This window comes from Streptomyces sp. MA5143a (genome assembly GCF_900290235.1).
Lineage (GTDB): Bacteria > Actinomycetota > Actinomycetes > Streptomycetales > Streptomycetaceae > Streptomyces.
This window is the reverse complement of record NZ_OLMK01000032.1, coordinates 1-26,018: the sequence shown is the minus strand read 5'-3', so window position 1 is coordinate 26,018 and position 26,018 is coordinate 1. Positions and strand designations below refer to the sequence as shown.

Here is a 26,018-nt window from a genome sequence, read left to right as displayed (position 1 = left end):
GCGCCCTGTTTGACACCTCGTGGGACGCGAGGGTTGTACGGCGCCGACGGACTCGTCCGGGACGGGGCGTCGAGGGCCGACCGCCGGAACACCGGGATCTCGCCGGGCACCCACCCTGATTTCCCTGAGGGCGGAACTCCGCGCCCTTCCCGTCCCGTTCAGGACTCCTAGGCTGAACGGGTGAGCCAACACGCGTCGAACGAAGCCCGCGTCATCCCGCTGCGCCCGGCGACGGCCCCCACGGCCCGCCCGCCCCAACAGCAGCGGACCCGCCCGGCCCCCGGCCCCGCCCCGGCACCGAGCCCCGCCCCCGGCACCCCGCCCGTGCGGGAACCCCTCTGGCGGGACCTCGTCGGCGACGTGCTCCGGCGCGAGCGGCGCGCCCAGGAACGCACCCTGAAGGACGTGGCCGACGCGGCACGGATCTCCATGCCGTACCTCTCGGAGGTGGAGCGCGGCCGCAAGGAGGCGTCCTCCGAGGTCCTCGCGGCCGCCGCCCAGGCCCTCGGCCTGAACCTCGGCGACCTGTTGTCCCTCGTGGGCGACGAACTGACGCGCCGTACGACCGCGTCCCTGAGGCGCCGTACACCCACGTCGGTGACCCGCCGTACCTCCACGTCCTCGACACGCAGCGCGACGACCACCGGCTCCCCGCACAACGGCCTCTGCCTGGTGGCCTGAAGCGCCCCCGCGCCCCGCGCTCCTCGGAGGGCGCGGGGACTCACGCCGACGGGCAGCCTTCCGGCCGCCCCTCACACCACCCGTCGACGCAGCACCTCGTCGGCCAGCCCGTACGCCACCGCCTCCGCCGCCGTGAACACCTTGTCGCGGTCCATGTCGGCCCGCAGGTCCGCCACGTCATGGTGGGTGTGGCGGGCCAGCACCTCCTCGACCTGGGCCCGGATCCGCGCCATCTCCTTGGCCTGGAGGGCGAGGTCCGACACCGTTCCACGGCTGCCCCCGCTGGCCGGCTGCCCCAGCAGCACGCGCGCGTGCTCCAGCACATACCGCCGCCCCGGATCCCCGCCCGCGAGCAGCACCGCGGCCGTGGACGCCGCCTGCCCCACGCAGACCGTCGAGATCGGCGCCCGAACGAACGACATCGTGTCGTAGATCGCCATCAGCGAAGTGAACGATCCACCCGGCGAGTTGATGTAGATCGCGATCTCGCTCTCCGGCGCCGACGACTCCAGATGCAGCAGCTGCGCGATGACGACGTTCGCCACCCCGTCGTCGATCTCCGTGCCCAGGAAGATGATCCGCTCGGACAGCAGCCGGCTGTACACGTCGTACGACCGCTCGCCCTGCGGGGTCCGCTCCACCACGTTCGGAATCGTGTACGTCCCCATCACTGCAGTCCCATCCGTCGTCGGGACGAGGCCGGGCGGACGTCGTCGAGCGACGCGACGACCCGGTCGACCATCCCGTACTCCCTCGCCTGCTCGGCCGTGAACCAGCGGTCCCGGTCGCCGTCCCTGGCGATCGTCTCCGGGGTCTGGCCGGTGTGCTCCGCGGTGATCCGCTCGATGGCCCGCTTGGTGAACTCCAGGTTCTCCGCCTGGATCTCGATGTCGGCGGCGGTGCCCCCGATGCCCGCCGACGGCTGGTGCATCATGATCCGCGCGTTGGGCAGCGCGAACCGCTTGCCGCGCGTGCCCACGGTCAACAGGAACTGGCCCATGCTCGCCGCGAAGCCCATGACGAGGGTCGACACGTCGTTCGGGATCAGCCGCATCGTGTCGTAGATGGCGAGCCCCGCCGTCACCGAACCGCCGGGACTGTTGACGTAGAGGCTGATGTCGGTTCGCGGGTCCTCCGCCGACAGCAGCAGCAACTGCGCGCAGACCCGGTTGGCGGAGACCTCGTCGACCTGGGTGCCGAGGAACACGATCCGCTGTCCGAGCAGTTGCGCGGCGAGATGGTCGTCGAAGCGGGAGGGCGGGGTGTCGCCCTCCTCCGCACGTGGGGCGAGCGACGGGGCCCAGCCGGTGATCAGGGGAGCCATGCATCCTCCAGGTGAGTGCACGCGGCCACCGTGGCCGCGTGCCTCCACTCTTCCCGGAGACCGCCTCCCACCTGGACTTTCTCTGCCTGCGGCAGATTCGCCGACAGCAGAGCCGTACCGGTTTCGAGGCGTGAGTGCGATGCGTGCCCGCGCCGCCGATGAGTTTCCGCATCAGGATCGGTCGACAGGAACGACGACACATCCCGCCCGAGGAGGCACACATGTCCAGCGACGGTTTCACCACCTGCCTGTGGTTCGACGGCCAGGCCGAGGAAGCGGCCGCCCACTACGTCTCGATCTTCAAGAACTCACGGCTGGGCCGGGTGACCCACGTCCCCGAGAGCGCGCCGCTCCCGGCCGGCGCCGTCCTCGCCGTCGAGTTCGTGGCCAACGGCCAGCGGTTCCTCGCCCTCAACGGCGGCCCCCAGTACAAGTTCACCGAGGCCATCTCCTTCCAGATCTTCTGCGCGGACCAGGACGAGGTCGACCACTACTGGAGCAAGCTGACCGAGGGTGGCGGCGAGGCGGGTCCCTGCGGGTGGCTCAAGGACAGGTTCGGGGTGTCCTGGCAGGTGATCCCCACCCGGCTCATGGAGATGATCAGCGACCCCGACCCGCGGCGGGCGTCCCGGGCGAACGCGGCGATGATGTCGATGGGCAAGCTGGACATCGCCGCCCTGGAGAAGGCGTACGCGGGCGAGTAGCGACCGGCGCCGGGTGCCCCCACCCTGGTGCGCGGTCCTCCCGGAAGGGCGCGCACCAGGGTGGGGGCACCCACCACATCTTCGCTGTTTCTTTACTTACTCCGGGTAGCGGCGATCAAGGGGCCCGATGAGGCTTTCCTGTGCACCATCCGTCACCGGAGGAACAGTGAACGTCTCCCTCAGCACCTGGTTGCTCACCGTCGTGGCCCTGTGCGTGCTGGTCGCCGTCGACTTCTTCATCGGCCGCAAACCCCACGACGTGTCGATCAAGGAAGCCGGGATCTGGTCGGCCGTCTGGGTCGCCCTGGCTGTCGCGTTCGGCCTCGGTCTACTGGCCTTCGGCGGTGGGAAACCCGCCGGGGAGTTCTTCGCGGGGTTCATCACCGAGAAGTCGCTGAGCGTCGACAACCTCTTCGTCTTCGTCCTGATCATGGCGAAGTTCGCGGTGCCCTCGCAGTACCAGCAGCGCGTCCTGATGATCGGCGTCCTCATGGCGCTGGTGCTCCGCGCCGTGTTCATCGCGGCCGGCGCGGCGATCATCTCCAGCTTCTCGTGGGTCTTCTACCTCTTCGGCGCCTTCCTCGTCTGGACCGCCTGGAAGCTCGTCCAGGACGCCCGCAAGGACAGCCATGACGAGGAGTACGAGGAGAACAAGCTGCTCAAGGCCGTCGAGCAGCGATTCGGTGTGGCCGACCGCTATCACGGCACCAGGCTGTGGGTGGAGGAGAACGGCAGGCGCGTGATGACGCCGATGCTCGTCGTCATGCTGGCGATCGGCTCCACCGACGTCCTCTTTGCCCTCGACTCGATCCCCGCGATCTACGGCCTCACCCAGGACCCGTACATCGTCTTCACGGCCAACGCCTTCGCCCTGATGGGACTGCGCCAGCTGTACTTCCTCATCGGCGGCCTCCTGAAGAAGCTGGTCCACCTCTCCTACGGTCTGTCGATCATCCTCGGCTTCATCGGCGTCAAACTCGTCCTGCACGCGCTGCACGAGTCCGGCGTCCACGTCCCCGAGATCTCGATCCCCTTCTCCCTCGGGTTCATCGTCCTGGTCCTCGGCGTGACGACCGCGACGAGCCTGTGGGCGACGCGGAACCAACGGAACGCCCTGCCCGCCGACGAGGACCCCGACCCCGACCCCGAGCCGGCCTCCCAGCAGGTCTGAGCAGCACCCGTCAGGTCCGAGCAACGGACCCCGCCCGGGTCAGGACCAGCCCGGCGCCCGCGCTAGGACCGTGCCTCGGCGATGGCCCGGGTGATCTCGCGGGCCATCCGTGTGACCCCGGGGGAGCGCACCGGACACGGCCGCGGCTTCGACGTCGTCGGGGCCAGGCAGAAGTGCAGCAGGTCCTTGTCGTGGTGGACGGCCGTGCGGTCCCGATCGGGCTGGGTGCAGTAGCCGTCGTGCGCGCGCTCGTACACGGTGCACGGCAGGTACTGCGCCCATGTGTAGCGCCCGGACGCCGGGCTCACGGCCTTGCCCGCGTCGGCGACGAGGTCACCGGAGGCACCGGCCTGCCTCTCGTACAGCGCGTTCACCCGGCGGACCCGGTCCGGGGTCATCGGATCCGGTCCCTGGAGCACCCACACGATCGTCGGCCGACGCGTGCCGCCCGCCCCCGCGATCTGGTCGGTGAGGCGCTCGGCCGCGGCCGCGTAGCGGGAGAAGTACTCGGCGCGGTCCCCGCCGTAGGTGACGCCGTCCATGCACGGCGTGTAGTCCCACGCGTTGCCCCAGAACTGCAGCACGACGTAGTCCGGGCGCAGCCGTCGCACCAGCGCCGCCGCCTTGTCGGCGGCCGGCACGAGCGATCGGTCGGCGGTGCCCTCCAGGTAGTCGCACAGCGTGGTACCGGAGTAGGGGACGGCCGTGTACCGGGCGTCCAGTTCGTCCTTCAGCAGGCCGCCGAGGACCTTCTGGTTCTCCGTGGCGATCGAGTCCCCGAGGTACAGCACCTCGGGCGCGGGCTTCTCGGCGGGCGCGCCCGGGGAGGCGGTGGCCGCCCGCTGCCGTGTGGTCGGCGACGCGTCGGGGGCGGAGGGCGCCGAGGGCGCCTCGTCCGGGGGCGCCTGCGGATCCCCGCACCCGCCGAGCAGCAGTGCGGACAGCACCGCCCCCGCCACTGCCACCATCCACGGCTTGCGCATGCGCGACTCCCGCCCCGGCCACCGAAACGGCTCACCAGGCAAGCACAGCCCGGCACCGGGGGGAAGCCCTTCACCGGCCACGAGGGCGCCCGGCGCGCCCGGACGCCCCCGCACGCTCACCTCACGGCGTCATACCGCCCGAGCACGCGGCCCCCGGCTCCGGCGTCTGCTCGCCCTGCACGTACTTGTCGAGGAACTTCTGCACCCGCGGGTCGGACGCCTTGTCCACCTTCAGCTGGTGTTCCCAGGCGCTCAGCACGATCGGCGACGACTGGTCCTCGTACGGGCTCATGAAGGTGTACGACGTCTTCTTCACGAGGTCGGACAGCGACTCGACGTCCGCCTTCGCCGCCTTGTCGTTGTACGTCACCCACACCGCGCCGTGCTCCAGCCCGTGCACCGCGTTCTCGTTCGGCACGGCCTTGGTGTATACCTGCTTGTCGCAGTTCACCCACACCTGGTTGTGGTCACCGCCCACCGGCGGGCTCATCTTGTAGTCGACGGTCCCGGTGACGTGGTTCTGGGTGAGCTTCGACCAGCTCTTCACGCCGTCGACCGGCGCGGCCTTCGCCTCTTCCTTGTCCTGCGCGGCGTCGATCAGGAACCAGCCGCCGCCGACGAGCCCGGCGAGGATCACCGTGGTGACGCCGAGCGTGAGCAGACGCATCCGCCGCTCACGGGCCTGCTCGGCCTTGCGTATCTCCTCGACGCGGGCGCGGCGCGCCGCCTCCCTGCTCTTGCCGCTCTCCTTGTTGCCCTTGGGGTTCTTGCCGGCCTTCGCCTTGGATGTGGCCACGGGATGTCCCTCTCCCCGCCGTGCCCTCCCGGGGCAGGCGGTGCTGCGAGTCGTCTTCGGTGTCTCGGGTGCGGTGCGGCGGCCCAGGGCCTGCCGTTTGGATCACGCCGGCTGCGGGCTGGGGCACCTTGATGCCGCAGATGTGCGTGCCAAGCCCCGCGGCCCAGGCGTGATCCGGACGACAGGCCCTAAACCCGGAGCAACTGCAGGACGTGGAGGTCGGGCGGGCGGGCCCGGCCGGGTGCCCGGGCCGGGTCGAGCGCCGACACGGCGGGCTCGGCGGCGGGCTGCCAGGGCACGGTGCTGTGGTCGGCGCCCGGCAGCGGCGCGTGGCCGAGAACGGCCCGTGGGTCGGACGAGTGGCAGTCGTGTCCGGGTCCCTCTTCGCACGGGTCGTGCTCCGCTTGGTCGGCCCGTGCCGCCACGACGGACGCTCCCGCCGTCGCCGCGCCGGAGAACACCGGCCCCGTGAAGGGGGGACCGGCCCTCCGCGCCCCCTCACCGGGAGGCGGGCCCACACAGGACAGCACGAACGCGGCCAGCGCCAGCGAGACGACGACCACGGCGTACGCCCACCGGTCGCGGGCGCACGGCATCGCCGTACGTCGGAACGGTCGGCCGGGCATGGGGCGCACCTGATGAGTCGAGTGAACAGGAGTGCGAGCGTCGCCGAAATTATCAGAAGACCCACAGCCGTGGTTCCGCCCCGGCGCTCTCGCTCGCCGGCGGAGCGATTTCATGCGGTCTGTCCCGTTCGGCGCGCGAGCCGAGCGGCCCCTGGCTAGCGTGAGACCCGCGGAGACCACCTGTCGAACCGAGGAGAGTGGCAGCCATGGCCGCACGTCCCGAGGGAGTCCCCTGCTGGGCCGACGCGATGTTCGGCGACATCGAGGGGGCCAAGAGTTTCTACGGCGACGTCCTGGGCTGGACGTTCGGCGAGTCGTCCTCCGAGTACGGCAACTACACGCAGGCGTACGCGGGCGGCAAGGCGGTGGCCGCGGTCGTCCCGCCGATGCCCGGCCAGGAGGGCCAGTCCGCCTGGTGCCTGTACTTCGCCTCCTCCGACGTGCACGCCACCGGCGCCAGGATCCGTGAACACGGCGGCGAACTGCTGATGGACCCGATGCAGGTCGGCGACTTCGGCTCCATGCTCCTCGCCCGGTCCCCGGAAGGTGTCGTCTTCGGCGTCTGGCAGGCGGGCCTCCACGAGGGCTTCGAGGCGATGGGTGTGCCCGGCGCCTACGCCTGGGCCGAGATCTTCACCCGTGACGTGGAGAAGTCCGACGCCTTCTTCCCGGCGGTCTTCGGCTACCGGGCCCGGCAGATGGAGGCCCCCGACGAGCCCGGTATGGACTTCCGGGTCTTCGACCTGGGGGAGGAGCCGCTGATCGGCCGGATGAAGATGACCGACGACTTCCCGCCCGAGGTCCCGTCGTACATCAACGTCTACTTTACCGTCGCCGACTGCGACGACGCGGTCGCCAGGGCCACCAAGCTGGGCGGCGTCCTGCGCTTCGGCCCGATGGACACCCCCTTCGGCCGCTTCGCGGCGCTCAGTGACCCGCAGGGCGCCTCGTTCTCGGTGATCGACGTCACCAACACCCAGGGCGAGATGCCGAAGCTGAGCGCCGTGGACTGAGCCGATCGCACGGCAGGGGCGGGGGAGCGGGGCCCGTGGACGGGACCGCACCCCCGCGCATGGCATGATCGACGCCATGCCGGAACGTGTTGTGGCCGCCTGTGACGGAGCGTCCAAGGGAAACCCCGGACCAGCGGGCTGGGCCTGGGTGGTGGCGGAGGACGACGAGATCCCCTCCCGCTGGGAGGCCGGCCCGCTGGGCAGGGCCACCAACAACATCGCCGAACTGACGGCGTTGGAGCGGCTGTTGGCCGCCACCGACCCGGACGTCCCGATCGAGATCCGGATGGACTCCCAGTACGCGATGAAGGCGGTCAACACCTGGCTGCCCGGCTGGAAGCGCAACGGCTGGCGGACCGCCGCCGGCAAGCCGGTCGCCAACCAGGAGCTCGTCGTCCGTATCGACGAACTGCTCGCCGGCCGCACGGTCGAGTTCCGCTACGTCCCCGCCCATCAGGTCGACGGCGACCGCCTCAACGACTTCGCCGACCGCGCGGCGAGCCAGGCGGCCACCGTCCAGGAGCCCGCGGGCAGCGAACTGGGCTCCCCGGAGCCCCCGGCCGCACCCGACACGGTCCCCGCCCGCCGGGCCCCGGCGAAGAAGAGGCCCGGCAAGGCCGGCGGCAGGGCCGGGGCCTCCTCGCCCTCGTCCCGCACGATCAAGGCCAAGTTCCCCGGCCGCTGCGTCTGCGGCCGCTCCTACGCCGCGGGCGAGTCCATCGCCAAGAACGACCAGGGCTGGGGCCACCCGGAGTGCCGTACGACGGAGCGGACCGAAGCCGGCTAGCCGGTCAGCCGACCGTGTCGAACGTGTAGTGCGGGGTGTGGTCGAGCAGCGCCGCCGGGGTCGTGTCGTTCCAGGGCTTCATGGTCTCGTCGAGATCCACCACGTTCGGGGTGCCGGCCGCCGGCAGGTACGTCGAGCCCGGGTGGCGGCGCTGCCACTCCGCCCACAGCTTGTCGATGTAGGCGTGGTGCATCCAGAAGACCGGGTCGTTGGGGGAGACCCCGGTGCCCATCTGGCCGCCCACCCAGACGTGCACGCGGTTGTGGAGGTTGACGCCCCGCCAGCCCTCCAGATGGTTGCGGAACCCGTCCGACGCGCTGTTCCAGGGCGCCATGTCGTACGTCGGCATCGCGAGGACGGACTCCACCTCGGCCCGCGTCGGCAGCTGCCGCACCGCGCTCCCGAGGGCGCGGCGCAGAAAGGCGCGTCCGTCGATGCGCACATTGATCGGCCAGTTCCCGGTGGACGCGGCGAACGGCCCGTCCATCACCTGTCCGTCACGGCTGCGGCCGGTGCCGCCGAGGAAGTCCGGCGCCCAGAGCGAGGCACGCGGTGTGCGGTCCGTCGTCCAGTCCCAGTAGGGCAGGGCGACCGTCGGGTCCACGGACTGCAGGGCCCGCTCGAACTCGAGCAGGAATCTGCGGTGCCAGGGCAGGAAGGACGGTGAGCGGTGGCCCGTCCGCTCGCCGTTGTCGGTGTCGCCGAGGATGAACGCGTTGTGCGTCGTGACGAAGGCGTCGTAGCGGCCGGAGCGCTTCAGTTCGATCAGCGCGGCGACGAGGCGTCGCTTCTCGTCGGCGGTCAGGGCGGCCTGGTTCTTGCGTATGGTCATGGGTGCGCGGCTCCTCGTGGTGCTGGTGGTGCTCGTGGTGGTGCGGGCGGGGTCAGTTGAAGGGGACGAGACGGGCGCCCTGGAGTTCATCGACCGCGGCGCGCGCGGCGGCGCGCGGGGTCGGCACGGGGGAGTAGTGGCTGACGACGCTGATCCAGCTGCCGTCGGCGTTCCGCATCACGTGCAGCTCGACCCCGTCGACGAACACGGCGTAGCCGGCGCCGTGGTGGTGGCCGCCGCCCGCGGTCGCCCTGCCCTGGATCCGGCGGCCCCGGTAGACCTCGTCGAAGGACTCGGGCCCGCCGTGGTGGCCGTGGTCGTCGGCGATCGCGGCCGGCGCGGAGACACCGGCCGTCACAGCCGCCGCGACGGCGGCTCCGGCTCCGGCCCCGAGGACGCGACGACGGGTGATTTCAGGCATGCGGATACCTCCTGAGAAGGGGGACTGCGTTGACCCGTCATGCCTATCGACCGAGTGGATCATCGGAGAAATCATGGAAAGTCGGTTGGCTACGATCCGGACAATTAAGCACATGTCGTACAAGGTTGAACGAAGATGATCTTGCCGTGAAGGGCTCCCGAACGGGTGCGGAGGGAGATATTCCGCCCGAGAGGGCGCTCGCCGCCGATGATCTTGCGGCGGGGGCGTGATCGTCGTGGCCGGGGTCACCCGCGCAAAGTGGCGCGAACCCGGACGGTCCCCGCACTGCTACTCTTCGTGGTCAATTGATCGCTTTGTGTGGCGAAATGGGAGTGTGCGTGAAGATCGCGTGCGTCGGCGGAGGACCCGCAGGCCTGTACTTCTCGATCCTGATGAAGCGTCAGGACCCGTCCCACGACATCACCGTCCACGAACGGAACTCCGCCGGGTCCACCTACGGCTGGGGCGTGACCTACTGGTCCGAGCTACTGGACAAGCTCCGTGAAGGAGACCCCGAGACGGCACTCGCCATCAGCGAGAACTCCGTCAGCTGGACCAGCGGAGTGGCCCACGTCCGCGACCGCACGACGGTCCAGCCCGGCGACGAGGGCTTCGGCATCGGCCGGCACCGACTGCTCGAACTGCTCGCCGAACGCGCCCGGTCCCTGGGGGTGCGCGTGGAGTACGAGCACGAGGTCACCGCCGACGACCTGCCCGACGCCGACCTCGTGGTGGCGGGCGACGGCGTCAACAGCGCGGTGCGCGAGCGGTACGCCGACCGGTTCGGCAGTGACATCGCCCTCGGCCGCAACGTCTACATCTGGCTCGGCACCACCAAGGTCTTCGACTCGTTCACGTTCTCGTTCCAGGAGACCGACCACGGCTGGATCTGGGCCTACGGCTACCCGTTCAGCGGCGAGCAGAGCACCTGCGTCATCGAGTGCTCCCCCCGGACGCTCGCCGGTCTCGGCATGGACGCCATGAATGAGGCGGACGGCCTGGCCCAGTTGGAGAAGATCTTCGCCGACATCCTCGACGGGCATCCGCTGATCGGCCGGGAGAAGGGCGACGGCGCCGCCCAGTGGCTCACCTTCCGCACCCTGACCAACCGCACCTGGCGCCACGGCGACATCGTCCTGCTCGGCGACGCCGCCCACACCACCCACTACTCCATCGGCGCCGGCACCACCCTCGCTCTGGAGGACGCCATCCGCCTGGCGCGGGAACTCGGGGAGCGGCCGGACAAGGAGGCCGCGCTCGCCGCGTACGAGCGCCGGCGCAAGGCCGACCTCCTCCGGCTCCAGAGCGCGGCCCGCTACAGCGCCCAGTGGTACGAGAACCTCCCGCGCTACATCCACCTCCCCCCGGAGCAGATGTTCGCCCTGCTCGGTCAGCGGCACTCCCCGCTGCTGCCGTACGTTCCGCCGCAGCTCTACTACCGTCTCGACCGCGCCGCCGGCCGGCTGGAGGCGTTGCGCCGCCTCAAGCGCTGGCTGGGCCCGAAGCTGGCACGAACCTCCCAGTCCCGCGCGCTCGCGACCCGCAAGTAGCCATCCCGGCGAGGTCGCACAGGGGCGTCTCTCTCCAGGGCGCCGACGGGCCGCGTGGCGTCTGGGCTAGTGCTGTGACCGGAAAGGTTTGCCAGGAAGCTCGCGGCGTCGCGAGCCGGCGAACCTTTCCGGTCACAGCACTAGTGAACGCCCCGCGGCCGGAACTGGACGCTGATGCGCGGCCCCACCGCCCGGGTCGACTTCGGGATCGCGTGGTCCCAGGTGCGCTGACAGGAACCGCCCATCACGATCAGGTCGCCGTGCCCCAGCGGGAAGCGCAGCGCCTCCCCGCCGCCGTGCGGCCGCAGCGCCAGATCGCGGGGGTCGCCCACGGACAGGATGGCCACCATCGTGTCCTCGCGGGCGCCCCGCCCGATCCGGTCGCCGTGCCAGGCCACGCTGTCCCGGCCGTCGCGGTAGTAGCACAGCCCCGCCGTGGCGAACGGCTCGCCCAGCTCCTCGGCGTAGTGCGCCGAGAGCGTGTCCCTGGCCTCCTCCAGGACGGGGTGCGGCAGCGGGTCGTCGACGCCGTAGAAGGAGAGCAGCCGGGGTACGTCGACGACCTGCTCGTACATCTGCCGCCGCTCGGCCCGCCAGGGCACCTCCTCGGCGAGCCGGGTGAACAGCGCGTCGGCCCCGGTGAGCCAGCCGGGCAGCAGGTCGACCCAGGCCCCGGCGCCCAGCTCGCGCCGGCTCAGCCCTTCGAGAGGGCCGAGGCGAAGGTCGTCGGACTGGTCGAAGAGGGAGCCCTGGAGGTGCATGGCCATACCAGCAGCCTACCTCGGCAATAGAAACTCTGTTCGATCACCGGCGGATGCCTGGTGGCCCGGCTCTCTCCCCGACTCCGCTCAGTGCTGCTGGGTCTGCGCCGTCACCTCGCTGGGCCGCACGACCACGAATCCCTCGCCCTCCAGCTTCAGCTGCACGGCCTCCCCGGAGCCACCGCGGATCATCGAGCCGAACGACTGGGACCGGTGCAGCGACGTGTGCAGGTGGGCCGTCCAGCCGACCACCGCGTCCGTGTCGACGAACACCGGGAGCTGCGGCGAGACCGGGATGACGAGCGGGTTGCCGTCGCAGACGAGCCCGAGCTTGCCCTGGCCGGTGAACACGCTGTTGAACAGCCCGCCCCCGGTCATGCCGGCGCCCTTCACCGTCTTGATCTCGTACGACAGCGTGGCGTCGAAACACAGCACGTTGCGCCCGTTGACGGTGAACACATCGCCCGGCTCGATGTCGACGATGAAGCAGTTCTGCGCCTCGTGCGCGAACCAGGCCTCACCCTGACCCCGCACCGCCATCAGCGGCAGCCCCTCCCCGGTCACCGCGCGCTTGAGCATGCCGCCCACGCCCTGACCCTTGCGTTCGAACTGCAGGTTCCCCCGGAAGGCGATCATCGCGCCCTGCCGCGCGAGCATCTCACCGTTGACGGCGTACTTGATGGACTTGGCGTTCTGCACACTCATCCCCGGCGCGTGCGCCGGCTGGACCATGTGCTCGTTGGAGAAAAGATCGCTCTTCATACCGGCATGCTGGCCCGGAGCCCCGGATTCCGCCAAGCGACGCGCGGAGCAGGGGGATTGAGGCGCCTGGCACCGTCCGGAGCGGAATGGTAAAAGCGGGCATGACCAACAAGAACGTCGGCGTCGACATCCCCGACCGGCGGGGCCGCACCGGACTCGACCACACGGGCCTCGACCTCACCGGCAACCCGCGGGTCAGGGTGCGGGACGTGAAACTGCTGTCCTGCCACTGGTACGTGGAGCGCACCACCACCTTCGAGTTCCAGCACGCCGACGGCACCTGGAGCACCCAGGAACGCGAGACGCACGACCGGGGCAACGGCGCCACCGTCCTGCTCTACGACACCGCACGCGAAACCGTCCTCCTCACCCGCCAGTTCCGCTATCCCGTGTACGTCAACGGCCACACCGACGGCATGCTCGTGGAGACGCCGGGCGGTCTGCTCGACGAGGAGGACGAGCATCCCGAGGTCGCCGTGCGCCGTGAGGTCGTCGAGGAGACGGGGCACACGATCGGCGACATCCAGCACGTCTTCGACGTCTATATGAGCCCCGGCTCCGTCACCGAGCGGATCGGCTTCTTCGCCGCCCCGTACAGCCCCTCGACCCGCACCCACGAGGGCGGCGGCCTCGACGAGGAGGGCGAGGACATCGAACTCGTCGAACTGCCCTTCCGGCGCGCCCTGGAGATGATCCGCAGCGGGGAGATCGCCGACGCCAAGACCATCATGCTGCTGCAATGGGCGGCGCTGGAGGGCCCGTTCAGGACGTGATCCCCCTCGACGCGCTGGCCTCGTACATGGGCGCCGTGGCCGTCAGGCGCCCTCCAGCGCCTCGGCGGCCTCGGCGGCGACCGCCTCGGCGACCGCGGTCAGCGCCGGGGAGTCCAGCTTCCACTGCTGCCAGAACAGCGGGGCGTCCATGGCCCGCTCGGGGGCGAGGCCGACCAGTCGTCCCGCCGCGAGCAGCGGCTCCGCCTGGGTGGCGGGCACCATGCCCCAGCCCATCCCGCCGACCACCGCGTCGACGAAACCCTCCGACGTCGGCACGTAGTGCCGTCGCGCCGAGGCCGGGCGGCCCCCGGTCAGCCGCCGTACGAAGGCGTCCTGGAACTCGTCCCGCCGGTCGAAGAACACCACCGGCGCGTCGACGATCGCCTCCTCCAGCGGCACCTGGGATCCGACGCCGAACCACCGCCGGGCGAAGGCAGGAGCCGCGACGGGCAGATACCGCATCCGCCCGAGGGCCCGCACGGAACAGCCGGCCACGGCGTCCGGCGCCGAGGTGACCGCGGCCATCACCAGCCCCTCGCGCAGCAGCCGGGCCGTGTGCTGCTCGTCCTCGCGCAGCAACTCGTAACAGGGCCGCAGCTCCTCCGGCACCCGGGTCAGGGCGGGCAGGAACCAGGTGGCCAGCGAGTCCGCGTTCACCGCGATCGACACCCGGGTCGCCTCCCCGGCGCCCGTCATGCCGAGCGCGGTGTGCGCGTCGTGCTCCAGCCGGGACAGCTGGCGGGCGAACCGCACGATCACCTCGCCCGACTCGGTGGGCCGCACCGGCTTCTCCCGGATCAGCAGGACCCGGCCCACCCGCTGCTCCAGGGCCTTGACCCGCTGGCTGACCGCCGACGGCGTCACATGCAGCGCGCCCGCCGCGGCGTCGAACGTGCCCTCGTCCACCACGGCCAGCAGGGTCCGGACGAGATCGAGCGGAAGCTGGGACATCATGGATGCTAATGATAGGTAAGAATCTTTAGCTGTACGAATGGCTCGGGGTTTCCTAGCGTCGACCCCGTGATCAGCGAAATGACCGCCCTCAGCGCCGGCTTCGGCACCGGCCTCTCCCTCATCGTCGCCATCGGCGCCCAGAACGCCTTCGTCCTGCGCCAAGGGCTGCACCGGGACGCGGTGCTCCCGGTCGTGGCGATCTGTGCCCTGTCCGACGCGGCGCTGATCGCGCTCGGCGTCGCCGGGGTCGGCGCCGTGGTCGTCGCCTGGCCGGCCGTCCTCACCGTGGTCGCCCTCGTCGGCGGCGGTTTCCTCCTCGTGTACGGCGTCCTCGCCGCACGACGCGCCCTCAGGCCCGCCGGGGAGGCGCTGCGGGCCGGCAGCGGAACGGCCGGCTCGGTACGCCGGGCCGTCCTCACCTGTCTGGCGCTGACCTGGCTGAACCCGCACGTCTACCTCGACACCGTCTTCCTGGTCGGCTCCATCGCCGCCGACCGCGGCCCCCTGCGCTGGACCTTCGGCATCGGCGCGGCCCTGGCGAGCCTGTGCTGGTTCGCCGCCCTCGGGTTCGGCGCCCGCCTGCTCAGCCGCTACCTGTCCCGCCCCGAGGCATGGCGCGCCCTCGACGGCCTGGTCGCCGTCACCATGCTCGTCCTCGGCGGCATGCTGATCGTCGGGGCGTGAGCGGGGGAGCGGAGCGCACCGGCGCGGGCGGGACCGGCGGGCGGGGCCGCGACGACAGCATGTGAGACGGCGGCGAAACCGGCTGTCCCGACGGTGGTGATCTCCGCGATAGTGGTGCCCCGTATCAAAAGATGTATCGAGCAACGGGATGCGCGTGGACACCACCAAGAGCACCGGCGACGACACCGCCCCGGAGGGCGACTCCGGGGCCGCGCCCCGCGGCGGCTGGCGCCGCTTCGCGATGGACACCCGCCCGCTGCGCCGCCCCGCCTACCGGCGTCTGTGGTCCTCCACCGTCGTCACGGCCGTCGGCAGCCAGCTGACCGCCGTCGCCGTGCCCAAGCAGATCTACGACATCACCGGCTCCTCGGCCTGGGTCGGCTACGCGAGCCTCGCCGGACTCCTCCCCATGGTGATCTTCGCGCTGTGGGGCGGCGCCGTCGCCGACAGCGTGGACCGCCGCACCCTGCTCCTGGTCACCAACACCGGGATCGCCGTCACGTCGGTGCTGTTCTGGGTCCAGGCCGTCACCGGCCTCGCGTCGGTGTGGGTGCTGATGGTGCTCCTCGCCGTCCAGCAGGCGTTCTTCGGCCTCAACTCACCCGCCCGCAACGCCTCCATCGCCCGTCTCGTCCCCGCCGGTGAACTGGCCGCCGCGGGCGCCCTCGGCTCGACCGTGATGCAACTCGGTCTGGTGGCGGGCCCGCTGCTCGCCGGCGCCCTCATCCCGGTGATCGGCCTGGCCGAGCTGTATCTGATCGACGCCCTCGCCCTGTGCGTCACCCTGTGGGCGGTTTACAAGCTGCCCGCACTGCCGCCCCTGGACTCCTCCACCACGCGGCGCGCCGGCTGGCGTGAGGTCGCCGCCGGTTTCCGCTACATCGCCCTGCACAAGGTGCTGCTGCTGTCGTTCCTCGCCGACATCATCGCGATGGTCCTCGGTATGCCCCGCGCCCTGTTCCCGCAGCTCGCCGACACCACCTACGCCCCCTACGGCGAAGGTCTGGCCCTCGGTCTGCTGTTCGCCGCCATCCCGATCGGGGCCGTCCTCGGCGGGCTGACCTCCGGCACCTTCTCCCGTTCCTCCCGGCACGGTCTGATGGTCATCCTCGCCGTCCTGGCCTGGGGCGCGGCCATCACCGGGTTCGGGCTGAGCACCAGCCTGTGGGTCGCCGTGGCGTTCCTCGTCGCCGCCGGTGTCGCGGACATGGTGTCCATGGTGTTCCGCGGCGCCATCCTGCTGTCCGCCGCCACCGACGAGATGCGCGGCCGCATGCAGGGCGTCTTCACCGTGGTCGTGGCCGGCGGCCCCCGCCTCGCCGACGTCCTGCACGGCACCGCCGGTTCGGCCTTCGGCGCCCGTACGGCCGTGGCGGGCGGCGGCCTGCTGGTCGTCGCCGCCGTCCTGCTCCTCGCGACGGTCACCCCGGCCCTGCGGCGCTACCGAATATCGGGGGAGGAGCGACCCTGATCCTGCGTACGCTGCCCCTCAGGCGCACACCCCACAGGCAGGAGTACGGACGATGGAGTACGTGAAGCTCGGTTCGACGGGTCTGGACGTGTCCCGGATCTGCGTGGGATGCATGAGTTTCGGGCTCCCCGATCGAGGCACGCACGAGTGGACGCTGGACGAGGAGGCGTCCCGCCCGCTGATCCGCCGGGCGCTGGACGCCGGGCTGAACTTCTTCGACACGGCGAACATCTACTCCGACGGCACCAGCGAGGAGATCGTCGGCACCGCCCTCGCCGAGTTCGCGCGGCGCGACGAGATCGTGATCGCCACCAAGGTCAACGGCGCCATGCACCAGGGCCCCAACGCCTGGGGCCTGTCCCGCAAGGCGATCATGACGGAGATCGACAACAGCCTGAGCCGCCTCGGCACCGACTACGTGGACCTCTACCAGATCCACCGCTTCGACCCGAACACCCCGGTCGAGGAGACGATGGAGGCCCTGCACGACGTGGTGAAGGCGGGCAAGGCCCGCTACATCGGCGCGAGTTCCATGTACGCGTGGCAGTTCTCGAAGATGCAGTACACGGCCCGGACGAACGGCTGGACCCGGTTCGTGTCGATGCAGAACCACTACAACCTCCTCTACCGCGAGGAGGAGCGGGAGATGCTGCCGCTGTGCGAGGACCAGAGCGTGGCCACGCTGCCCTGGAGCCCGCTCGCCCGCGGCCGTCTCACCCGCGACTGGGGCACCGTCACCGAACGCACCGAGGCCGACGACTTCGGCCGGACCCTCTACCAGGAGGGTGACCGTGAGATCGTCGACGCGGTCACCCGCATCGCCGGCGAGCGCGGCGTCCCCCGTGCCCGAATCGCCCTCGCCTGGCTGCTGAGCCGGCCCACCGTCACGGCCCCCGTCGTCGGCGCCACCAAGCCCCACCACCTCGACGACGCGGTGTCCGCCCTCGACATCATCCTCACCGAGAAGGAGATCGAGGAACTGGAGCGGCCCTACACGCCCCGCGCGATCAGCGGCCACTGAGCCCCACCCACCCCTGGGCGAGACGCAGGTGCGGGGTCCGCGCGCCGGACGGGCCGGGACCGGTGCGCGGACGCCGGGGGCGGCGCGCGCATGTCGGGGACCGGTGTGCGGGCGCCCGCCCCGAGCGCGGGTCAGGGGCGGGTGTACTCCTGGCGCACGGTCGTGGCGAGCCGGGTCAGCGCCTCCTCGGCGCCTTCCCGGTCGGTCTTGTCCAGCAGGGCGAGGGCGTCCGCAGCGGCCAGCCGCACCCGCTGCGGCACCTCGTCCAGGGCGGCCATCCGGTAGGCGATCGTGCGCCGGGCCTCACGCTCCTCGGCGGTGACCCCGAACGGCCCGGTTCGGGGGAAGACCGCGGCCTCGTACGCGGTCACATGGATGAGCACCCCGTGCGCGATCCCCTCGGCGTATCCCCGCTGCCCCGCCTGACGCTGTGCCATGGCGAAGTGCGCCATTGTCCGCCGCCGCACGATGAGCGCCCCCACCATGCCCACGAGACCCGCGCACACCGCCGCGCCCAGCGCGACGAGGCCACCGCCGAGCAGTGCGCCGATGAGGGCGCCGCCCGCCATGAGCAGACAGGTCAGCCCGGTGGTCAGCATCAGCAGGGCGCGTGCGGGAGTGAGCGAGGCCATGGCGTGCAGTCTCTCAGCTTCACGACCGGCGCCCCAAGCCGATTCCGCCGTGCGCTGACGGCGGATCACGCGCGTCGCCGTGGGACGCGCAGGCGGACGGCGGGTCACAACGGTCCGTCGGCCGACCCGGTCTGCGGTCGTCGACCCTCGGCGCCGCCCGTGGCGACGGCCTGCGAGGGCCAGGCCCTCGTGGTCAACTACCCGCCGTCGGGCCAAGATCGAGCGTCGACATAGGGTGTCGTCCGTGACAGCCCGCGAGTCCGACGAGGCCGTCGCCGACCAGAGTGAGGCCGAGGGGGAGACCGCCGACCCATGAACCAGATCCTGTACGCCGGGGCCATAGGCCTGTTCCTGACGCTCATCGGCACACCCCTGCTGATCAAGCTGCTGGCCCGCAAGGGATACGGCCAGTACATCCGCGACGACGGCCCCCGCGAGCACGCCAGCAAGCGCGGCACCCCGACCATGGGCGGCATCGCCTTCATCCTGGCCACCATGGTCGCCTACGCCCTGACCAAGATCCTCACGGGAGAGAGCCCCACCTACCCCGGTGTCCTGGTGCTGTTCCTGATGGCGGGCATGGGCGTCGTCGGCTTCCTTGACGACTACATCAAGATCGTAAAGCGGCGTTCCCTGGGGCTGCGGGCCGGGGCGAAGATGGCCGGTCAGTTGATCGTCGGCATCGTCTTCGCCGTGCTGGCCATCCGGTTCGCGGACGAGCGGGGCCAGACGCCCGCCTCGCTCAAGCTGTCCTTCGTCACGGACTTCGGCTGGACCATCGGGCCGGTCCTGTTCGTCGTCTGGGCACTGTTCATGATCCTCGCCATGTCGAACGGCGTGAACCTCACCGACGGACTGGACGGACTGGCGACCGGCGCGTCCGTCATGGTCTTCGGCGGCTACACCTTCATCGGTCTGTGGCAGTTCCAGAACTCCTGCGCCAACGCCATGGAACTCACCAACCCAGCCTCCTGCATAGAGGTCCGCGATCCGCTCGACCTGGCCGTCGTCGCCGCCGCGCTGATGGGCGCCTGCTTCGGGTTCCTGTGGTGGAACACCTCACCGGCCAAGATCTTCATGGGTGACACTGGGTCGCTCGCCCTCGGCGGCGCGCTCGCGGGCCTCGCCATCTGCTCCCGCACCGAGCTGCTGCTCGTGGTGCTCGGCGGACTCTTCGTCCTGATCACCCTGTCCGTGATCATCCAGGTCGGTTCGTTCAAGCTGACCGGCCGACGGGTCTTCCGGATGGCCCCGCTGCAACACCACTTCGAACTCAAGGGCTGGTCCGAGGTCCTGGTGGTCGTCCGCTTCTGGACCATCCAGGGCATCTGCGTGATCGTCGGCCTCGGCCTCTTCTACACGGGCTGGGCGGCCGGCTGATCGACCGGCTGATCGGCCGGGGTGCGGCGAGTTGCGTCGACTGCCCGGCGGTTACGCTGCCCGCCCCAGCCGGTAGACCACGCCCCTGCGCAGCGGGCCCTCCGGCACGCTCGGGTCGTCGAAGTCGTCGGCCGGGTCATGGGTCATGCCGATGCGGCGCATCACCGCTTGCGAGCGAAGGTTGGTCGCCACCGTCACCGCGAGGATCTCGTCGAGGTCGAGACGCCGGAAGCCGAAGTCCACAGCGGCACGGGCCGCCTCCGTGGCATAGCCGTGCCCCCACGCAGTACGCGTGAGGCGCCAGCCCGCCTCCACGCCGGTGAACGGCATGCCGTCCTCCACCGGATCCAGCCCGGTGAACCCGATGAACTCCCCGGTGGCGCGCACCTCCACGGCCCACCATCCCCAGCCCCGCCGGTCGAGATCGGCCTGGAACCGGGCGACGGACGCGTCGCTCTGCCCTCTCGTGAGCAGCTGCGGAAAGTGCGCGCGCACCTCGGGATCGGCGTTCATGGCCGCCCAGGGGGCGAGATCGGACTCCCGCCACGCGCGCAACAGGAGTCGTTCGGTTAGCAGTTCGGACATCGGGCCAACCTAAGGGGATCCCGGGCCGTGCAGCGAGCGATTTTCGGCGGGGCTCAGTCGAGACAGAACTCGTTGCCCTCGATGTCCCGCATGACGATGCACGACTCGTAGACCCCGTCGGCCCGCAGCAGACGCTCGCGGACCGCGCCGAGCGCGACCAGCCGCGTGCACTCGGCTTCCAGGGCGGCCAGGCGTTCGTCGCCCACGAGCCCGGTGCCGATCCGCACGTCCAGATGCACCCGGTTCTTGACGACCTTGCCCTCGGGGACGCGCTGGAAGTACAGACGGGGGCCCACACCCGTGGGATCGCCGCACGCGAACCCCTCGCCCTGTCGCTCGGGCGGCAGCGAGCGATCGTACGCGTCCCAGGTCGCGAATCCCTCCGGCGGCGGCGGTACGACGTACCCCAGCACCTCGCACCAGAAGCGGGCGAGACGCTCGGGATCGGCGCAGTCGAAGGTGACTTGGAACTTCTTGATCGAGGACATCGGCGCACCATAACGCCTGCCGCGCGGACGCGCGAAGGGAATTCGGCGGGGATGCGACCGGAAGGGGCGCGCGCCGACGCCGCAGCCCACCGCTCGGCCACGCCGGACCTCCGTCTACCTGGGGCGGTAGGCCCGCAGGAACGTCCGGACCCCCTCCACCACCAGCGGCCGGACGCGGTCGTCCTGCGCCGCGTTCGCGGAACCGAGCCGGTCCAGCGCGACACCGAAGGTCAGCGCGATGAACTGGTCGGCCGCGAGGCGGGGATCGGGGACGTCGAGCAGCCCGGCCGCGCCGAAGGCGGCGAACCGCTCGGCGAGCGCCTCGTCGGGAGTGTCGGCCATGGAGTTGTAGCCGGGGTGCGGCAGATGGCCGGACTCCGCCCGGACCAGGCGTTGCAGCGTCGCGTACTCCGCCGAGCCGAGCATATCGGTCGCGATGCGCATCGAGAACGCGACCAGGGCGTCCTCGAGGTCGGCGTCCCCGGTGCGGTCGGTGAGGGTCTCGTCGAGGGTGCCGCGGATCGTGGTGATCAGCGACTGGCCGACGGCGTCGACGACCGCCTGGAGCAGCGTCCGCTTGTCGCCGAAGTAGTCGTACACCGTCCGCTTGGAGACCCCGGCCCGGGCGGCGACGGCGTCGACGCTCGACCGGTCGAAGCCGTCGGCGAGGAACAGTTCCCGGGCGGCCGTGAGGATGGCCGCCCGCTTGGGCGTGGACCCCTCACGCAGGGTCTTCGTGGTCGGCATGACCACATCCTAACGGTTCTACACTGCACGGTGTAGTGTAGTTGTGAGCTGCACACGTACGACCGTTCCCTCGCCGCCCGGCTTCGACGGAAAGGACGTCCATGACCGCGACTCTCGCTCCCCCGGCCCGTATCGGGAGGGCCGCTGTGGGTGCCCTCGGCGCACTGGCGGTCGCCGCCGGTGCCCTGGAGTCGGTGGTGACGCCGACGCTCCCGCTCCTGCAACGCGAACTCGCGATGAGCCCCGCCGAGGGGGCCTTGCTCAGCATCGTGCTGCTGATCACCGGCGCGCTCGTCACCCCGGTCGCCGGCACGTGGGGTGACCGCCACGGCGGTAAACGGGTCCTGGTCCGGCTGATGGCGGTGGTGTCCGTCGGTGGCCTGGTGTCCGCCCTCGCCCCCAACCTGCCGGTGCTGCTGCTCGGTCAGGTGCTGCAAGGCGCGATGGTGGGCGCGCTGCCCCTGTCGTTCATCCTGGTGCGCGACCATCTCCCCGCGGGCGGGTCGAAGGTGGCCATGGGGACGGTCAGCGGACTGTTCGTCGCGGGCGGGATGGCCGGAACGCTGTCGGCCGGTCCCGTCGCGGAAGGGCTGTCGCGCCACTGGATGTTCGCGCTGCCGACGATCGCGGTCATCGGCGCCACGGTCCTGGTGAACGGGCTCATACCGCGTGATCCGCCGGCTCGTTCGGGCGGCGCCCCCATCGACTGGCCCGGCCTGGTCCTCCTCAGCGGGACTCTGGTCACGCTCATGCTCGTCCTCGCGACGGCACCCGACATCGGCTCCCAACCCCTCATGGTCGGCGCCCTCGTCGTGGTGCTGGCCGCCCTCGCGACCGGATGGACGGCCGTCGAGCGTCGTGCGGCCGCACCGATGGTCGACCTGCGCATGCTGGCACGGCCCGAGGTGTGGAAGTCGTGCGTGCTGACGTTCGTGATCTGCGTCGGTACGTCGGCCGCCGTCTACCTGGTCCCACAGTTGTTCGCGGTGCCCGCCGACGCGTACGGCTTCGGGGCCGGCGCCACCGAGACCGGGTTCTTCCTGCTGCCCGGCGCCCTGGCCGCGTCCCTCGCCGGGCCGCTCGGCGGGATCGGGACGCGGCGTTTCGGCACCCGCCCCGTGGTCACCACCGGGATCGTCCTGATGGCCGCCGCCCTGATCACCCTGGCGGCCGTGCACACCGCGATCTGGCACCTCGTCCTCGGCAAGGCGTTGATCGCGCTGGCCAACGGCCTGTGCGTCACGGCGCTGGTGACCGGCACCGCCACCTCCGTCGAACACGGCGACACCGGCATCGCCACCGGCCTGGTCCTCGTGACCCGGGTGATCGGCTTCGCCGTCGGTGTGCAGCTCAGCGGTGCGCTCCTCACGGCCGGGACCCCCGCCGGGTCGCACGTCCCCGCCGAATCGGCCTTCGCCACCGGCTTCGTCGTCGCGGGCGCCGTGACCGCGCTGTCCCTCCTGCTCACCCGCACCATGAACGAAGGAGTCAAGTGATGCCCCCCGCCGATCGGTTGCGAAGGACCCGCTCCACGCCGCCCCGCCACGTCCTCGTCTCCGGGGCCGGCGTCGCCGGGCTCACCCTCGCGTACTGGCTGAGCCGCCAGGGCTCACATGTCACCTTGGTCGAGAAGGCGGCCACACCCCGTCGCGGCGGCTACCCCGTCGACGTACGCGGCACCGCCGTCGAGGTCGTCCGGAGGATGGGAGTCCTGCCGCGGCTGCGGGACGCGCACGTCGACCTGCGCCGCCTGACCTTCCTCGACGGGGACGGCAGCGAGGTGGCCTGCGTCGACCCGCACACGCTCACCGGAGGGGTCGCGGGACGGGATCTGGAGGTGCCGCGCGGCGACCTGACCGACGTGCTCCACGCGGTGGTCCGGGACGACGTGGAGTTCCTGTACGAGGACGCCATCGACACCCTCGTCCAGACCGGCGACGGGGTCGACGTCACCTTCCGCCGCGGCAGCGGGCGTACCTTCGACTTGGTGTTCGGCGCGGACGGTCTGCACTCCCGTACCCGCGCGCTCCTGTTCGGCCCCGAGGAACGGTTCCACCACTACCTCGGGTACTGCTTCGCCGGGTTCACCCTGCGCGACACCTTCGGGCTCTCCCACGAGACCGTACTGTGGAACACCCCGGGCCGGGCGGCCGCGCTCTACGCCGCGGGCGACGCCCGCGAGGTGCACGCCCTGCTGGCCTTCGCCCGCCCGGAACCGCCCTTCGACCTGTTCCGGGACGCGCGGGCCCAACGGGACCTGGTCGCCCGGGTCTTCGCCGACGCGGGATGGCGGGTCCCGGACCTCCTCACCGCCCTGCGCGCCGCGGACGACCTGTACTTCGACGGGGTCGGCCAGATCCGTATGCCCAGCTGGACCAGCGGCAGGGTCGCGCTGGTGGGCGACGCCGCGTACGCGCCCTCGTTCCTCACCGGGCAGGGCACCAGCCTCGCACTGGTCGGCGCGTACATGCTCGCCGCTTCCCTGTCCGGCCGGGACCACGCCGCGAGCTTCACCGCTTACGAACAGACCACCCGAGACTTCGTGGCCGTCAACCAGAACCAGATCGGCGAGGGCGACGCCACCCTCTTCCCGACCACGGCCGAGGCGTTGGCACGGCGCAACGACATGCTGCGCGCACTCGCCGCGGAACCCTCCGGGGGAGGGCGACCCGCCCACTCGGCCCTCACCCTGCCCGCGAGGACGAGCGTGACGTGAACGTCCGATAGGGGCGCGGACGGACACCGGCCGATCCGCAGGACTGCGCTACCCCGCCCCGCTCGCCCCCAACCGCACCGCCCGCAGATGGTCCGCCAGAGGGCCGAGCCCCACGTCGCGGCGGCGTTCGTCGACCGTCTCCGGGTGGCGGATCGGGTACGGGAACAGCGTGCCGGGATCGATGCGGGTGCCGTAGAACTGCGGCTGGCTCAGCTCGACCGCGCAGTGGTCGGCGATATAGGCGTGGTGCACGGCCGGGCAGCGGCCGTCCGCGACGGCTTCGGCGATCAGGTCACGGCAGGTGAGCTGGAAGCCCAGGTCGGGGGAGTGCAGCAGGATCATCAGGGCGGCCGTCGAGGCCGGCTCGCCGACGAGGGCGGCGGTGGGCCAGCCATGGCGGGCGACGATCGCGTGGAGGGCGTCCGCGTTCCCGGCCCGGCACTCGGTGATACGGGTAGGGGCCCGGACGGTCGGGGCGGACCGGGCCTCGTTCGCCAGTCGCCGCTCGTCCTCGGCCCTGCGGACCAACTCGGCGGCCAGGACCCGCTGCGGGGGGACGGCGACGAGGGGGGTGCCTTTCCTGGCCGTTGCGTCTCTCATGTCGGCTCCCGCACGGCGAGCGAGAACCACACGCGCTTGCCCACGTCGTCCGCGTCCGGTGGATCGGTGCCCCAGTCGTCGGCCAGCGCGGCGACGATGGCGAGCCCGCGCCCCGACTCGGCGGTGCCGTCCACCGCTCTGGGCCGGGGCTGTGCGGGCGAGGGGTCGGCGAGCGTCACCCGTAACGCGCGATCGGAGTATTCGAGGGTGACGGCGATGGTGTCGGCGGGCCCGGCGCTCGCGTGCCGGACCGCGTTCGCGAACAGTTCGTCCGTGGCGAGCACGGCGTCGTCGGCGATCGAGGACAGGTCCCAGCGTGCGAGATGCGCGGCCACCGTACGCCGCACCCCGGCGGCGCACGAGGGGCGCGCGGGCACCGCGAGACGGACGAGCCGGGACCTCTTGAGCGAGATCAAGGCAGCATCACCGCGTCCGCCCCTGCGGGAGCCCCGCCGGACGGGACGTCACGGACGCTCCAGCCGGGGTCGTGTGCCGGTGCGGCAGGGGTCCGTCGGCGGGGTGCGCGGACACGGACGGCCGTCATCGGGGTCCTCCTCGATGCTCGGGGCGGCCGCTGGCGGACCGCCGGTGCTGTTGTCGAAGACAACAGCACCGGACACACGAAACACCAGGTGGTGGAAGGGTTGTGCAGGTGCGGGCGGGTAGTGACGCGGGCTGTATATCTTCGCCACCATGAGGAACGTCGACGAGGGACCGTGCCACGCGGAGCGGTCCGTCCGTGCGGGGTGGCCCGGCATGCGGGGCAAGCGGGTCGTGGTCACCGGCGGCAGCCGCGGCCTGGGGGAGGGCATCGTACGGCTGCTGCTGGCCGAGGGTGCCCGGGTGGCGACCTGCGCACGGGGGAAGGCGGGCCTGGCGGCGCTGGACGCGTCCCTGCCGGGCGAGGAACGGGTCCGTCTGCTCACCGAGGACCTGGACGTGACCGAGCCGGGCAGACTGGAGGACTTCGTCACCGCCTCGGCGAAACGTTTCGGCACCCTCGATGGCGTCGTGGCCTGCGTCGGCGGTTCGCATGGCGGCGGTTTCGAGGAGGCGGGCGCCGCCGACTGGGCGGCGACCTGGGACCTGAACGTCGGGCACACGGTACGCCTCGTACGTGCCGCGCTGCCGCATCTGAGGGCCGCGGGCGGCGGCTCGGTCGTGCTCATCAGCTCGATCTCCGGCTGGAAACCGGGACGGCCCGCGCAGTACGGGGCGGCCAAGAGCGCCCAGATCCATCTGGCCGCCTCCCTCGCCCGTGAGCTGGGCCCCGACGCCATCCGGGTCAACGCGGTGTCACCGGGTTCCATGCTGATCCCCGGCCGCCGCTGGGACCGGCTGCGCAGGGAGGACCCGGGAGCGTACGACCGGTTCGTGGGCGCGGAGCTGCCGGGCGGCAGGCCCGTCACCCCGCACGAGGTGGCCCGTACGGTCATCTTCCTGCTGTCGGACTGGGCGAGCGGTGTCTCCGGCGCCCACCTGCCCGTGGACCGCGCCCAGAACGCGCCCTCACCGGACGGCTACTAGGGCGCGTTGCGAAAGTAGCGTCGTCTGCC

Annotated in this window: 30 protein-coding genes; 14 read left to right on the top strand and 16 right to left on the bottom strand. The window is 71.3% G+C overall.

What is annotated here, in order from left to right; all coding sequences use genetic code 11:
- Nucleotides 1-180: 180 nt before the first annotated feature.
- Entirely contained in the window at nt 181-681 is a 501-nt protein-coding gene (locus SMA5143A_RS16350) for a helix-turn-helix domain-containing protein (protein ID WP_107463653.1), read from the top strand.
- A gap of 71 nt (nt 682-752) precedes the next feature.
- On the opposite strand, the gene SMA5143A_RS16345 is transcribed toward SMA5143A_RS16350, so the two are convergent.
- Both SMA5143A_RS16345 and SMA5143A_RS16340 read right to left on the bottom strand, forming a co-directional pair.
- The gene (locus SMA5143A_RS16345) at nt 753-1,349 is read right to left on the bottom strand and encodes a ClpP family protease (RefSeq protein WP_107463652.1); all 597 of its coding nucleotides are present in this window, start codon (nt 1,347-1,349) and stop codon (nt 753-755) included.
- Nucleotides 1,349-2,005 carry an ATP-dependent Clp protease proteolytic subunit gene (locus SMA5143A_RS16340; RefSeq protein ID WP_107463651.1) on the bottom strand — a complete coding sequence of 219 codons (657 nt, stop codon included), beginning with the start codon at nt 2,003-2,005 and terminating at the stop codon, nt 1,349-1,351. Before SMA5143A_RS16340 ends, SMA5143A_RS16345 begins: the two co-directional genes overlap by 1 nt.
- A gap of 221 nt (nt 2,006-2,226) precedes the next feature.
- Here SMA5143A_RS16340 and SMA5143A_RS16335 point away from each other — a divergent pair, with 221 nt between their 5' ends.
- On the top strand, nt 2,227-2,709 hold the full coding sequence (locus SMA5143A_RS16335; protein ID WP_107463650.1) for a VOC family protein: 483 nt from the start codon (nt 2,227-2,229) through the stop codon (nt 2,707-2,709).
- Nucleotides 2,710-2,875: 166 nt separating this feature from the next.
- Nucleotides 2,876-3,880, top strand: a complete 1,005-nt coding sequence (locus SMA5143A_RS16330; protein WP_107463649.1) for a TerC family protein — start codon at nt 2,876-2,878, stop codon at nt 3,878-3,880.
- A 62-nt stretch (nt 3,881-3,942) separates the two neighbouring features.
- Here SMA5143A_RS16330 and SMA5143A_RS16325 read toward each other — a convergent pair whose 3' ends face one another.
- The 3 genes from SMA5143A_RS16325 to SMA5143A_RS16315 form a co-directional block, all read right to left on the bottom strand.
- A complete protein-coding gene (locus tag SMA5143A_RS16325; RefSeq protein WP_107463648.1) occupies nt 3,943-4,863 on the bottom strand; it encodes a hypothetical protein in 921 nt (306 codons plus the stop codon).
- Nucleotides 4,864-4,984: 121 nt separating this feature from the next.
- A complete protein-coding gene (locus tag SMA5143A_RS16320; protein WP_107463647.1) occupies nt 4,985-5,659 on the bottom strand; it encodes a DUF3105 domain-containing protein in 675 nt (224 codons plus the stop codon).
- A 188-nt stretch (nt 5,660-5,847) separates the two neighbouring features.
- On the bottom strand, nt 5,848-6,285 hold the full coding sequence (locus SMA5143A_RS16315; RefSeq protein WP_107463646.1) for a hypothetical protein: 438 nt from the start codon (nt 6,283-6,285) through the stop codon (nt 5,848-5,850).
- A 206-nt stretch (nt 6,286-6,491) separates the two neighbouring features.
- Between SMA5143A_RS16315 and SMA5143A_RS16310 the strand changes: the two genes are divergently transcribed.
- Both SMA5143A_RS16310 and SMA5143A_RS16305 read left to right on the top strand, forming a co-directional pair.
- Entirely contained in the window at nt 6,492-7,298 is an 807-nt protein-coding gene (locus SMA5143A_RS16310; RefSeq protein WP_107463645.1) for a VOC family protein, read from the top strand.
- A 64-nt stretch (nt 7,299-7,362) separates the two neighbouring features.
- The gene (locus tag SMA5143A_RS16305; RefSeq protein WP_107463644.1) at nt 7,363-8,085 is read left to right on the top strand and encodes a ribonuclease H family protein; all 723 of its coding nucleotides are present in this window, start codon (nt 7,363-7,365) and stop codon (nt 8,083-8,085) included.
- Nucleotides 8,086-8,089: 4 nt separating this feature from the next.
- On the opposite strand, the gene melC2 is transcribed toward SMA5143A_RS16305, so the two are convergent.
- A complete protein-coding gene (gene melC2, locus SMA5143A_RS16300; RefSeq protein WP_107463643.1) occupies nt 8,090-8,917 on the bottom strand; it encodes a tyrosinase MelC2 in 828 nt (275 codons plus the stop codon).
- Between the two features lie 52 nt (nt 8,918-8,969).
- On the bottom strand, nt 8,970-9,338 hold the full coding sequence (gene melC1 / locus SMA5143A_RS16295; RefSeq protein WP_107463642.1) for an apotyrosinase chaperone MelC1: 369 nt from the start codon (nt 9,336-9,338) through the stop codon (nt 8,970-8,972).
- Between the two features lie 338 nt (nt 9,339-9,676).
- Between melC1 and SMA5143A_RS16290 the strand changes: the two genes are divergently transcribed.
- Nucleotides 9,677-10,888: an FAD-dependent monooxygenase gene (locus SMA5143A_RS16290; RefSeq protein WP_181361882.1), complete on the top strand. Its 1,212-nt coding sequence runs from the start codon at nt 9,677-9,679 to the stop codon at nt 10,886-10,888.
- 140 nt (nt 10,889-11,028) lie between these two features.
- On the opposite strand, the gene SMA5143A_RS16285 is transcribed toward SMA5143A_RS16290, so the two are convergent.
- Together SMA5143A_RS16285 and SMA5143A_RS16280 are read right to left on the bottom strand one after the other, a co-directional pair.
- Nucleotides 11,029-11,655 (bottom strand): alpha-ketoglutarate-dependent dioxygenase AlkB, encoded by a 627-nt coding sequence (locus SMA5143A_RS16285; protein WP_107463640.1) that lies wholly within the window; start codon nt 11,653-11,655, stop codon nt 11,029-11,031.
- Nucleotides 11,656-11,736: 81 nt separating this feature from the next.
- Nucleotides 11,737-12,411, bottom strand: coding sequence for an AIM24 family protein (locus SMA5143A_RS16280; protein WP_107463639.1), 675 nt, complete (start codon nt 12,409-12,411; stop codon nt 11,737-11,739).
- A gap of 101 nt (nt 12,412-12,512) precedes the next feature.
- Between SMA5143A_RS16280 and SMA5143A_RS16275 the strand changes: the two genes are divergently transcribed.
- Nucleotides 12,513-13,184, top strand: coding sequence for an NUDIX domain-containing protein (locus SMA5143A_RS16275; protein ID WP_107463638.1), 672 nt, complete (start codon nt 12,513-12,515; stop codon nt 13,182-13,184).
- A 42-nt stretch (nt 13,185-13,226) separates the two neighbouring features.
- On the opposite strand, the gene SMA5143A_RS16270 is transcribed toward SMA5143A_RS16275, so the two are convergent.
- Nucleotides 13,227-14,138 carry a LysR family transcriptional regulator ArgP gene (locus SMA5143A_RS16270; RefSeq protein WP_107463637.1) on the bottom strand — a complete coding sequence of 304 codons (912 nt, stop codon included), beginning with the start codon at nt 14,136-14,138 and terminating at the stop codon, nt 13,227-13,229.
- A 78-nt stretch (nt 14,139-14,216) separates the two neighbouring features.
- Here SMA5143A_RS16270 and SMA5143A_RS16265 point away from each other — a divergent pair, with 78 nt between their 5' ends.
- The 3 genes from SMA5143A_RS16265 to SMA5143A_RS16255 all read left to right on the top strand — a co-directional run bounded on the left by SMA5143A_RS16265 (nt 14,217) and on the right by SMA5143A_RS16255 (nt 17,314).
- Nucleotides 14,217-14,822 carry a LysE/ArgO family amino acid transporter gene (locus SMA5143A_RS16265; RefSeq protein WP_375136495.1) on the top strand — a complete coding sequence of 202 codons (606 nt, stop codon included), beginning with the start codon at nt 14,217-14,219 and terminating at the stop codon, nt 14,820-14,822.
- Between the two features lie 154 nt (nt 14,823-14,976).
- Nucleotides 14,977-16,293: an MFS transporter gene (locus SMA5143A_RS16260; protein WP_181361886.1), complete on the top strand. Its 1,317-nt coding sequence runs from the start codon at nt 14,977-14,979 to the stop codon at nt 16,291-16,293.
- A gap of 52 nt (nt 16,294-16,345) precedes the next feature.
- A complete protein-coding gene (locus SMA5143A_RS16255) occupies nt 16,346-17,314 on the top strand; it encodes an aldo/keto reductase (protein WP_107463634.1) in 969 nt (322 codons plus the stop codon).
- Nucleotides 17,315-17,445: 131 nt separating this feature from the next.
- On the opposite strand, the gene SMA5143A_RS16250 is transcribed toward SMA5143A_RS16255, so the two are convergent.
- Nucleotides 17,446-17,946, bottom strand: coding sequence for a hypothetical protein (locus SMA5143A_RS16250; protein WP_107463633.1), 501 nt, complete (start codon nt 17,944-17,946; stop codon nt 17,446-17,448).
- Nucleotides 17,947-18,258: 312 nt separating this feature from the next.
- Between SMA5143A_RS16250 and mraY the strand changes: the two genes are divergently transcribed.
- On the top strand, nt 18,259-19,326 hold the full coding sequence (gene mraY, locus SMA5143A_RS16245; RefSeq protein ID WP_107463632.1) for a phospho-N-acetylmuramoyl-pentapeptide-transferase: 1,068 nt from the start codon (nt 18,259-18,261) through the stop codon (nt 19,324-19,326).
- A gap of 51 nt (nt 19,327-19,377) precedes the next feature.
- On the opposite strand, the gene SMA5143A_RS16240 is transcribed toward mraY, so the two are convergent.
- The 3 genes from SMA5143A_RS16240 to SMA5143A_RS16230 all read right to left on the bottom strand — a co-directional run bounded on the left by SMA5143A_RS16240 (nt 19,378) and on the right by SMA5143A_RS16230 (nt 21,146).
- Entirely contained in the window at nt 19,378-19,911 is a 534-nt protein-coding gene (locus tag SMA5143A_RS16240) for a GNAT family N-acetyltransferase (RefSeq protein ID WP_107463631.1), read from the bottom strand.
- A 53-nt stretch (nt 19,912-19,964) separates the two neighbouring features.
- Nucleotides 19,965-20,399 carry a VOC family protein gene (locus SMA5143A_RS16235; RefSeq protein WP_107463630.1) on the bottom strand — a complete coding sequence of 145 codons (435 nt, stop codon included), beginning with the start codon at nt 20,397-20,399 and terminating at the stop codon, nt 19,965-19,967.
- A gap of 114 nt (nt 20,400-20,513) precedes the next feature.
- Nucleotides 20,514-21,146: a TetR/AcrR family transcriptional regulator gene (locus SMA5143A_RS16230; RefSeq protein WP_107463629.1), complete on the bottom strand. Its 633-nt coding sequence runs from the start codon at nt 21,144-21,146 to the stop codon at nt 20,514-20,516.
- Nucleotides 21,147-21,247: 101 nt separating this feature from the next.
- Here SMA5143A_RS16230 and SMA5143A_RS16225 point away from each other — a divergent pair, with 101 nt between their 5' ends.
- Both SMA5143A_RS16225 and SMA5143A_RS16220 read left to right on the top strand, forming a co-directional pair.
- Nucleotides 21,248-22,642, top strand: coding sequence for an MFS transporter (locus tag SMA5143A_RS16225; protein WP_107463628.1), 1,395 nt, complete (start codon nt 21,248-21,250; stop codon nt 22,640-22,642).
- Nucleotides 22,642-23,862, top strand: coding sequence for an FAD-dependent monooxygenase (locus tag SMA5143A_RS16220; protein WP_107463627.1), 1,221 nt, complete (start codon nt 22,642-22,644; stop codon nt 23,860-23,862). The genes SMA5143A_RS16225 and SMA5143A_RS16220 overlap by 1 nt, the downstream gene beginning before the upstream one ends.
- Before the next feature lie 48 nt (nt 23,863-23,910).
- Here SMA5143A_RS16220 and SMA5143A_RS16215 read toward each other — a convergent pair whose 3' ends face one another.
- Complete coding sequence (locus SMA5143A_RS16215) at nt 23,911-24,462, bottom strand: DUF6624 domain-containing protein (RefSeq protein WP_107463626.1); 552 nt, start codon at nt 24,460-24,462, stop codon at nt 23,911-23,913.
- The gene (locus SMA5143A_RS16210; protein ID WP_107463625.1) at nt 24,459-24,878 is read right to left on the bottom strand and encodes an ATP-binding protein; all 420 of its coding nucleotides are present in this window, start codon (nt 24,876-24,878) and stop codon (nt 24,459-24,461) included. The genes SMA5143A_RS16215 and SMA5143A_RS16210 overlap by 4 nt, the downstream gene beginning before the upstream one ends.
- A 277-nt stretch (nt 24,879-25,155) precedes the next feature.
- Here SMA5143A_RS16210 and SMA5143A_RS16205 point away from each other — a divergent pair, with 277 nt between their 5' ends.
- Nucleotides 25,156-25,989, top strand: coding sequence for an SDR family NAD(P)-dependent oxidoreductase (locus SMA5143A_RS16205; RefSeq protein WP_181361881.1), 834 nt, complete (start codon nt 25,156-25,158; stop codon nt 25,987-25,989).
- Nucleotides 25,990-26,018 lie beyond the last annotated feature (29 nt).

Excerpts from the sequence above, each read along its gene's own strand:
- SMA5143A_RS16205 (WP_181361881.1), top strand. The coding sequence starts at position 25,156 with ATGAGGAACGTCGACGAGGGACCGTGCCACGCGGAGCGGTCCGTCCGT.
- SMA5143A_RS16230 (WP_107463629.1), bottom strand. The coding sequence starts at position 21,146 with ATGCCGACCACGAAGACCCTGCGTGAGGGGTCCACGCCCAAGCGGGCG.
- SMA5143A_RS16305 (WP_107463644.1), top strand. The coding sequence starts at position 7,363 with ATGATCGACGCCATGCCGGAACGTGTTGTGGCCGCCTGTGACGGAGCG.
- SMA5143A_RS16255 (WP_107463634.1), top strand. The coding sequence starts at position 16,346 with ATGGAGTACGTGAAGCTCGGTTCGACGGGTCTGGACGTGTCCCGGATC.
- mraY (WP_107463632.1), top strand. The coding sequence starts at position 18,259 with ATGAACCAGATCCTGTACGCCGGGGCCATAGGCCTGTTCCTGACGCTC.
- SMA5143A_RS16285 (WP_107463640.1), bottom strand. The coding sequence starts at position 11,655 with ATGGCCATGCACCTCCAGGGCTCCCTCTTCGACCAGTCCGACGACCTT.
- SMA5143A_RS16270 (WP_107463637.1), bottom strand. The coding sequence starts at position 14,138 with ATGATGTCCCAGCTTCCGCTCGATCTCGTCCGGACCCTGCTGGCCGTG.
- SMA5143A_RS16250 (WP_107463633.1), bottom strand. The coding sequence starts at position 17,946 with ATGGCCTCGCTCACTCCCGCACGCGCCCTGCTGATGCTGACCACCGGG.
- melC1 (WP_107463642.1), bottom strand. The coding sequence starts at position 9,338 with ATGCCTGAAATCACCCGTCGTCGCGTCCTCGGGGCCGGAGCCGGAGCC.
- SMA5143A_RS16265 (WP_375136495.1), top strand. The coding sequence starts at position 14,217 with ATGACCGCCCTCAGCGCCGGCTTCGGCACCGGCCTCTCCCTCATCGTC.
- SMA5143A_RS16310 (WP_107463645.1), top strand. The coding sequence starts at position 6,492 with ATGGCCGCACGTCCCGAGGGAGTCCCCTGCTGGGCCGACGCGATGTTC.
- SMA5143A_RS16215 (WP_107463626.1), bottom strand. The coding sequence starts at position 24,462 with ATGAGAGACGCAACGGCCAGGAAAGGCACCCCCCTCGTCGCCGTCCCC.
- SMA5143A_RS16325 (WP_107463648.1), bottom strand. The coding sequence starts at position 4,863 with ATGCGCAAGCCGTGGATGGTGGCAGTGGCGGGGGCGGTGCTGTCCGCA.
- SMA5143A_RS16345 (WP_107463652.1), bottom strand. The coding sequence starts at position 1,349 with ATGGGGACGTACACGATTCCGAACGTGGTGGAGCGGACCCCGCAGGGC.
- SMA5143A_RS16240 (WP_107463631.1), bottom strand. The coding sequence starts at position 19,911 with ATGTCCGAACTGCTAACCGAACGACTCCTGTTGCGCGCGTGGCGGGAG.
- SMA5143A_RS16280 (WP_107463639.1), bottom strand. The coding sequence starts at position 12,411 with ATGAAGAGCGATCTTTTCTCCAACGAGCACATGGTCCAGCCGGCGCAC.
- melC2 (WP_107463643.1), bottom strand. The coding sequence starts at position 8,917 with ATGACCATACGCAAGAACCAGGCCGCCCTGACCGCCGACGAGAAGCGA.
- SMA5143A_RS16225 (WP_107463628.1), top strand. The coding sequence starts at position 21,248 with ATGACCGCGACTCTCGCTCCCCCGGCCCGTATCGGGAGGGCCGCTGTG.
- SMA5143A_RS16235 (WP_107463630.1), bottom strand. The coding sequence starts at position 20,399 with ATGTCCTCGATCAAGAAGTTCCAAGTCACCTTCGACTGCGCCGATCCC.
- SMA5143A_RS16340 (WP_107463651.1), bottom strand. The coding sequence starts at position 2,005 with ATGGCTCCCCTGATCACCGGCTGGGCCCCGTCGCTCGCCCCACGTGCG.
- SMA5143A_RS16315 (WP_107463646.1), bottom strand. The coding sequence starts at position 6,285 with ATGCCCGGCCGACCGTTCCGACGTACGGCGATGCCGTGCGCCCGCGAC.
- SMA5143A_RS16220 (WP_107463627.1), top strand. The coding sequence starts at position 22,642 with ATGCCCCCCGCCGATCGGTTGCGAAGGACCCGCTCCACGCCGCCCCGC.
- SMA5143A_RS16275 (WP_107463638.1), top strand. The coding sequence starts at position 12,513 with ATGACCAACAAGAACGTCGGCGTCGACATCCCCGACCGGCGGGGCCGC.
- SMA5143A_RS16335 (WP_107463650.1), top strand. The coding sequence starts at position 2,227 with ATGTCCAGCGACGGTTTCACCACCTGCCTGTGGTTCGACGGCCAGGCC.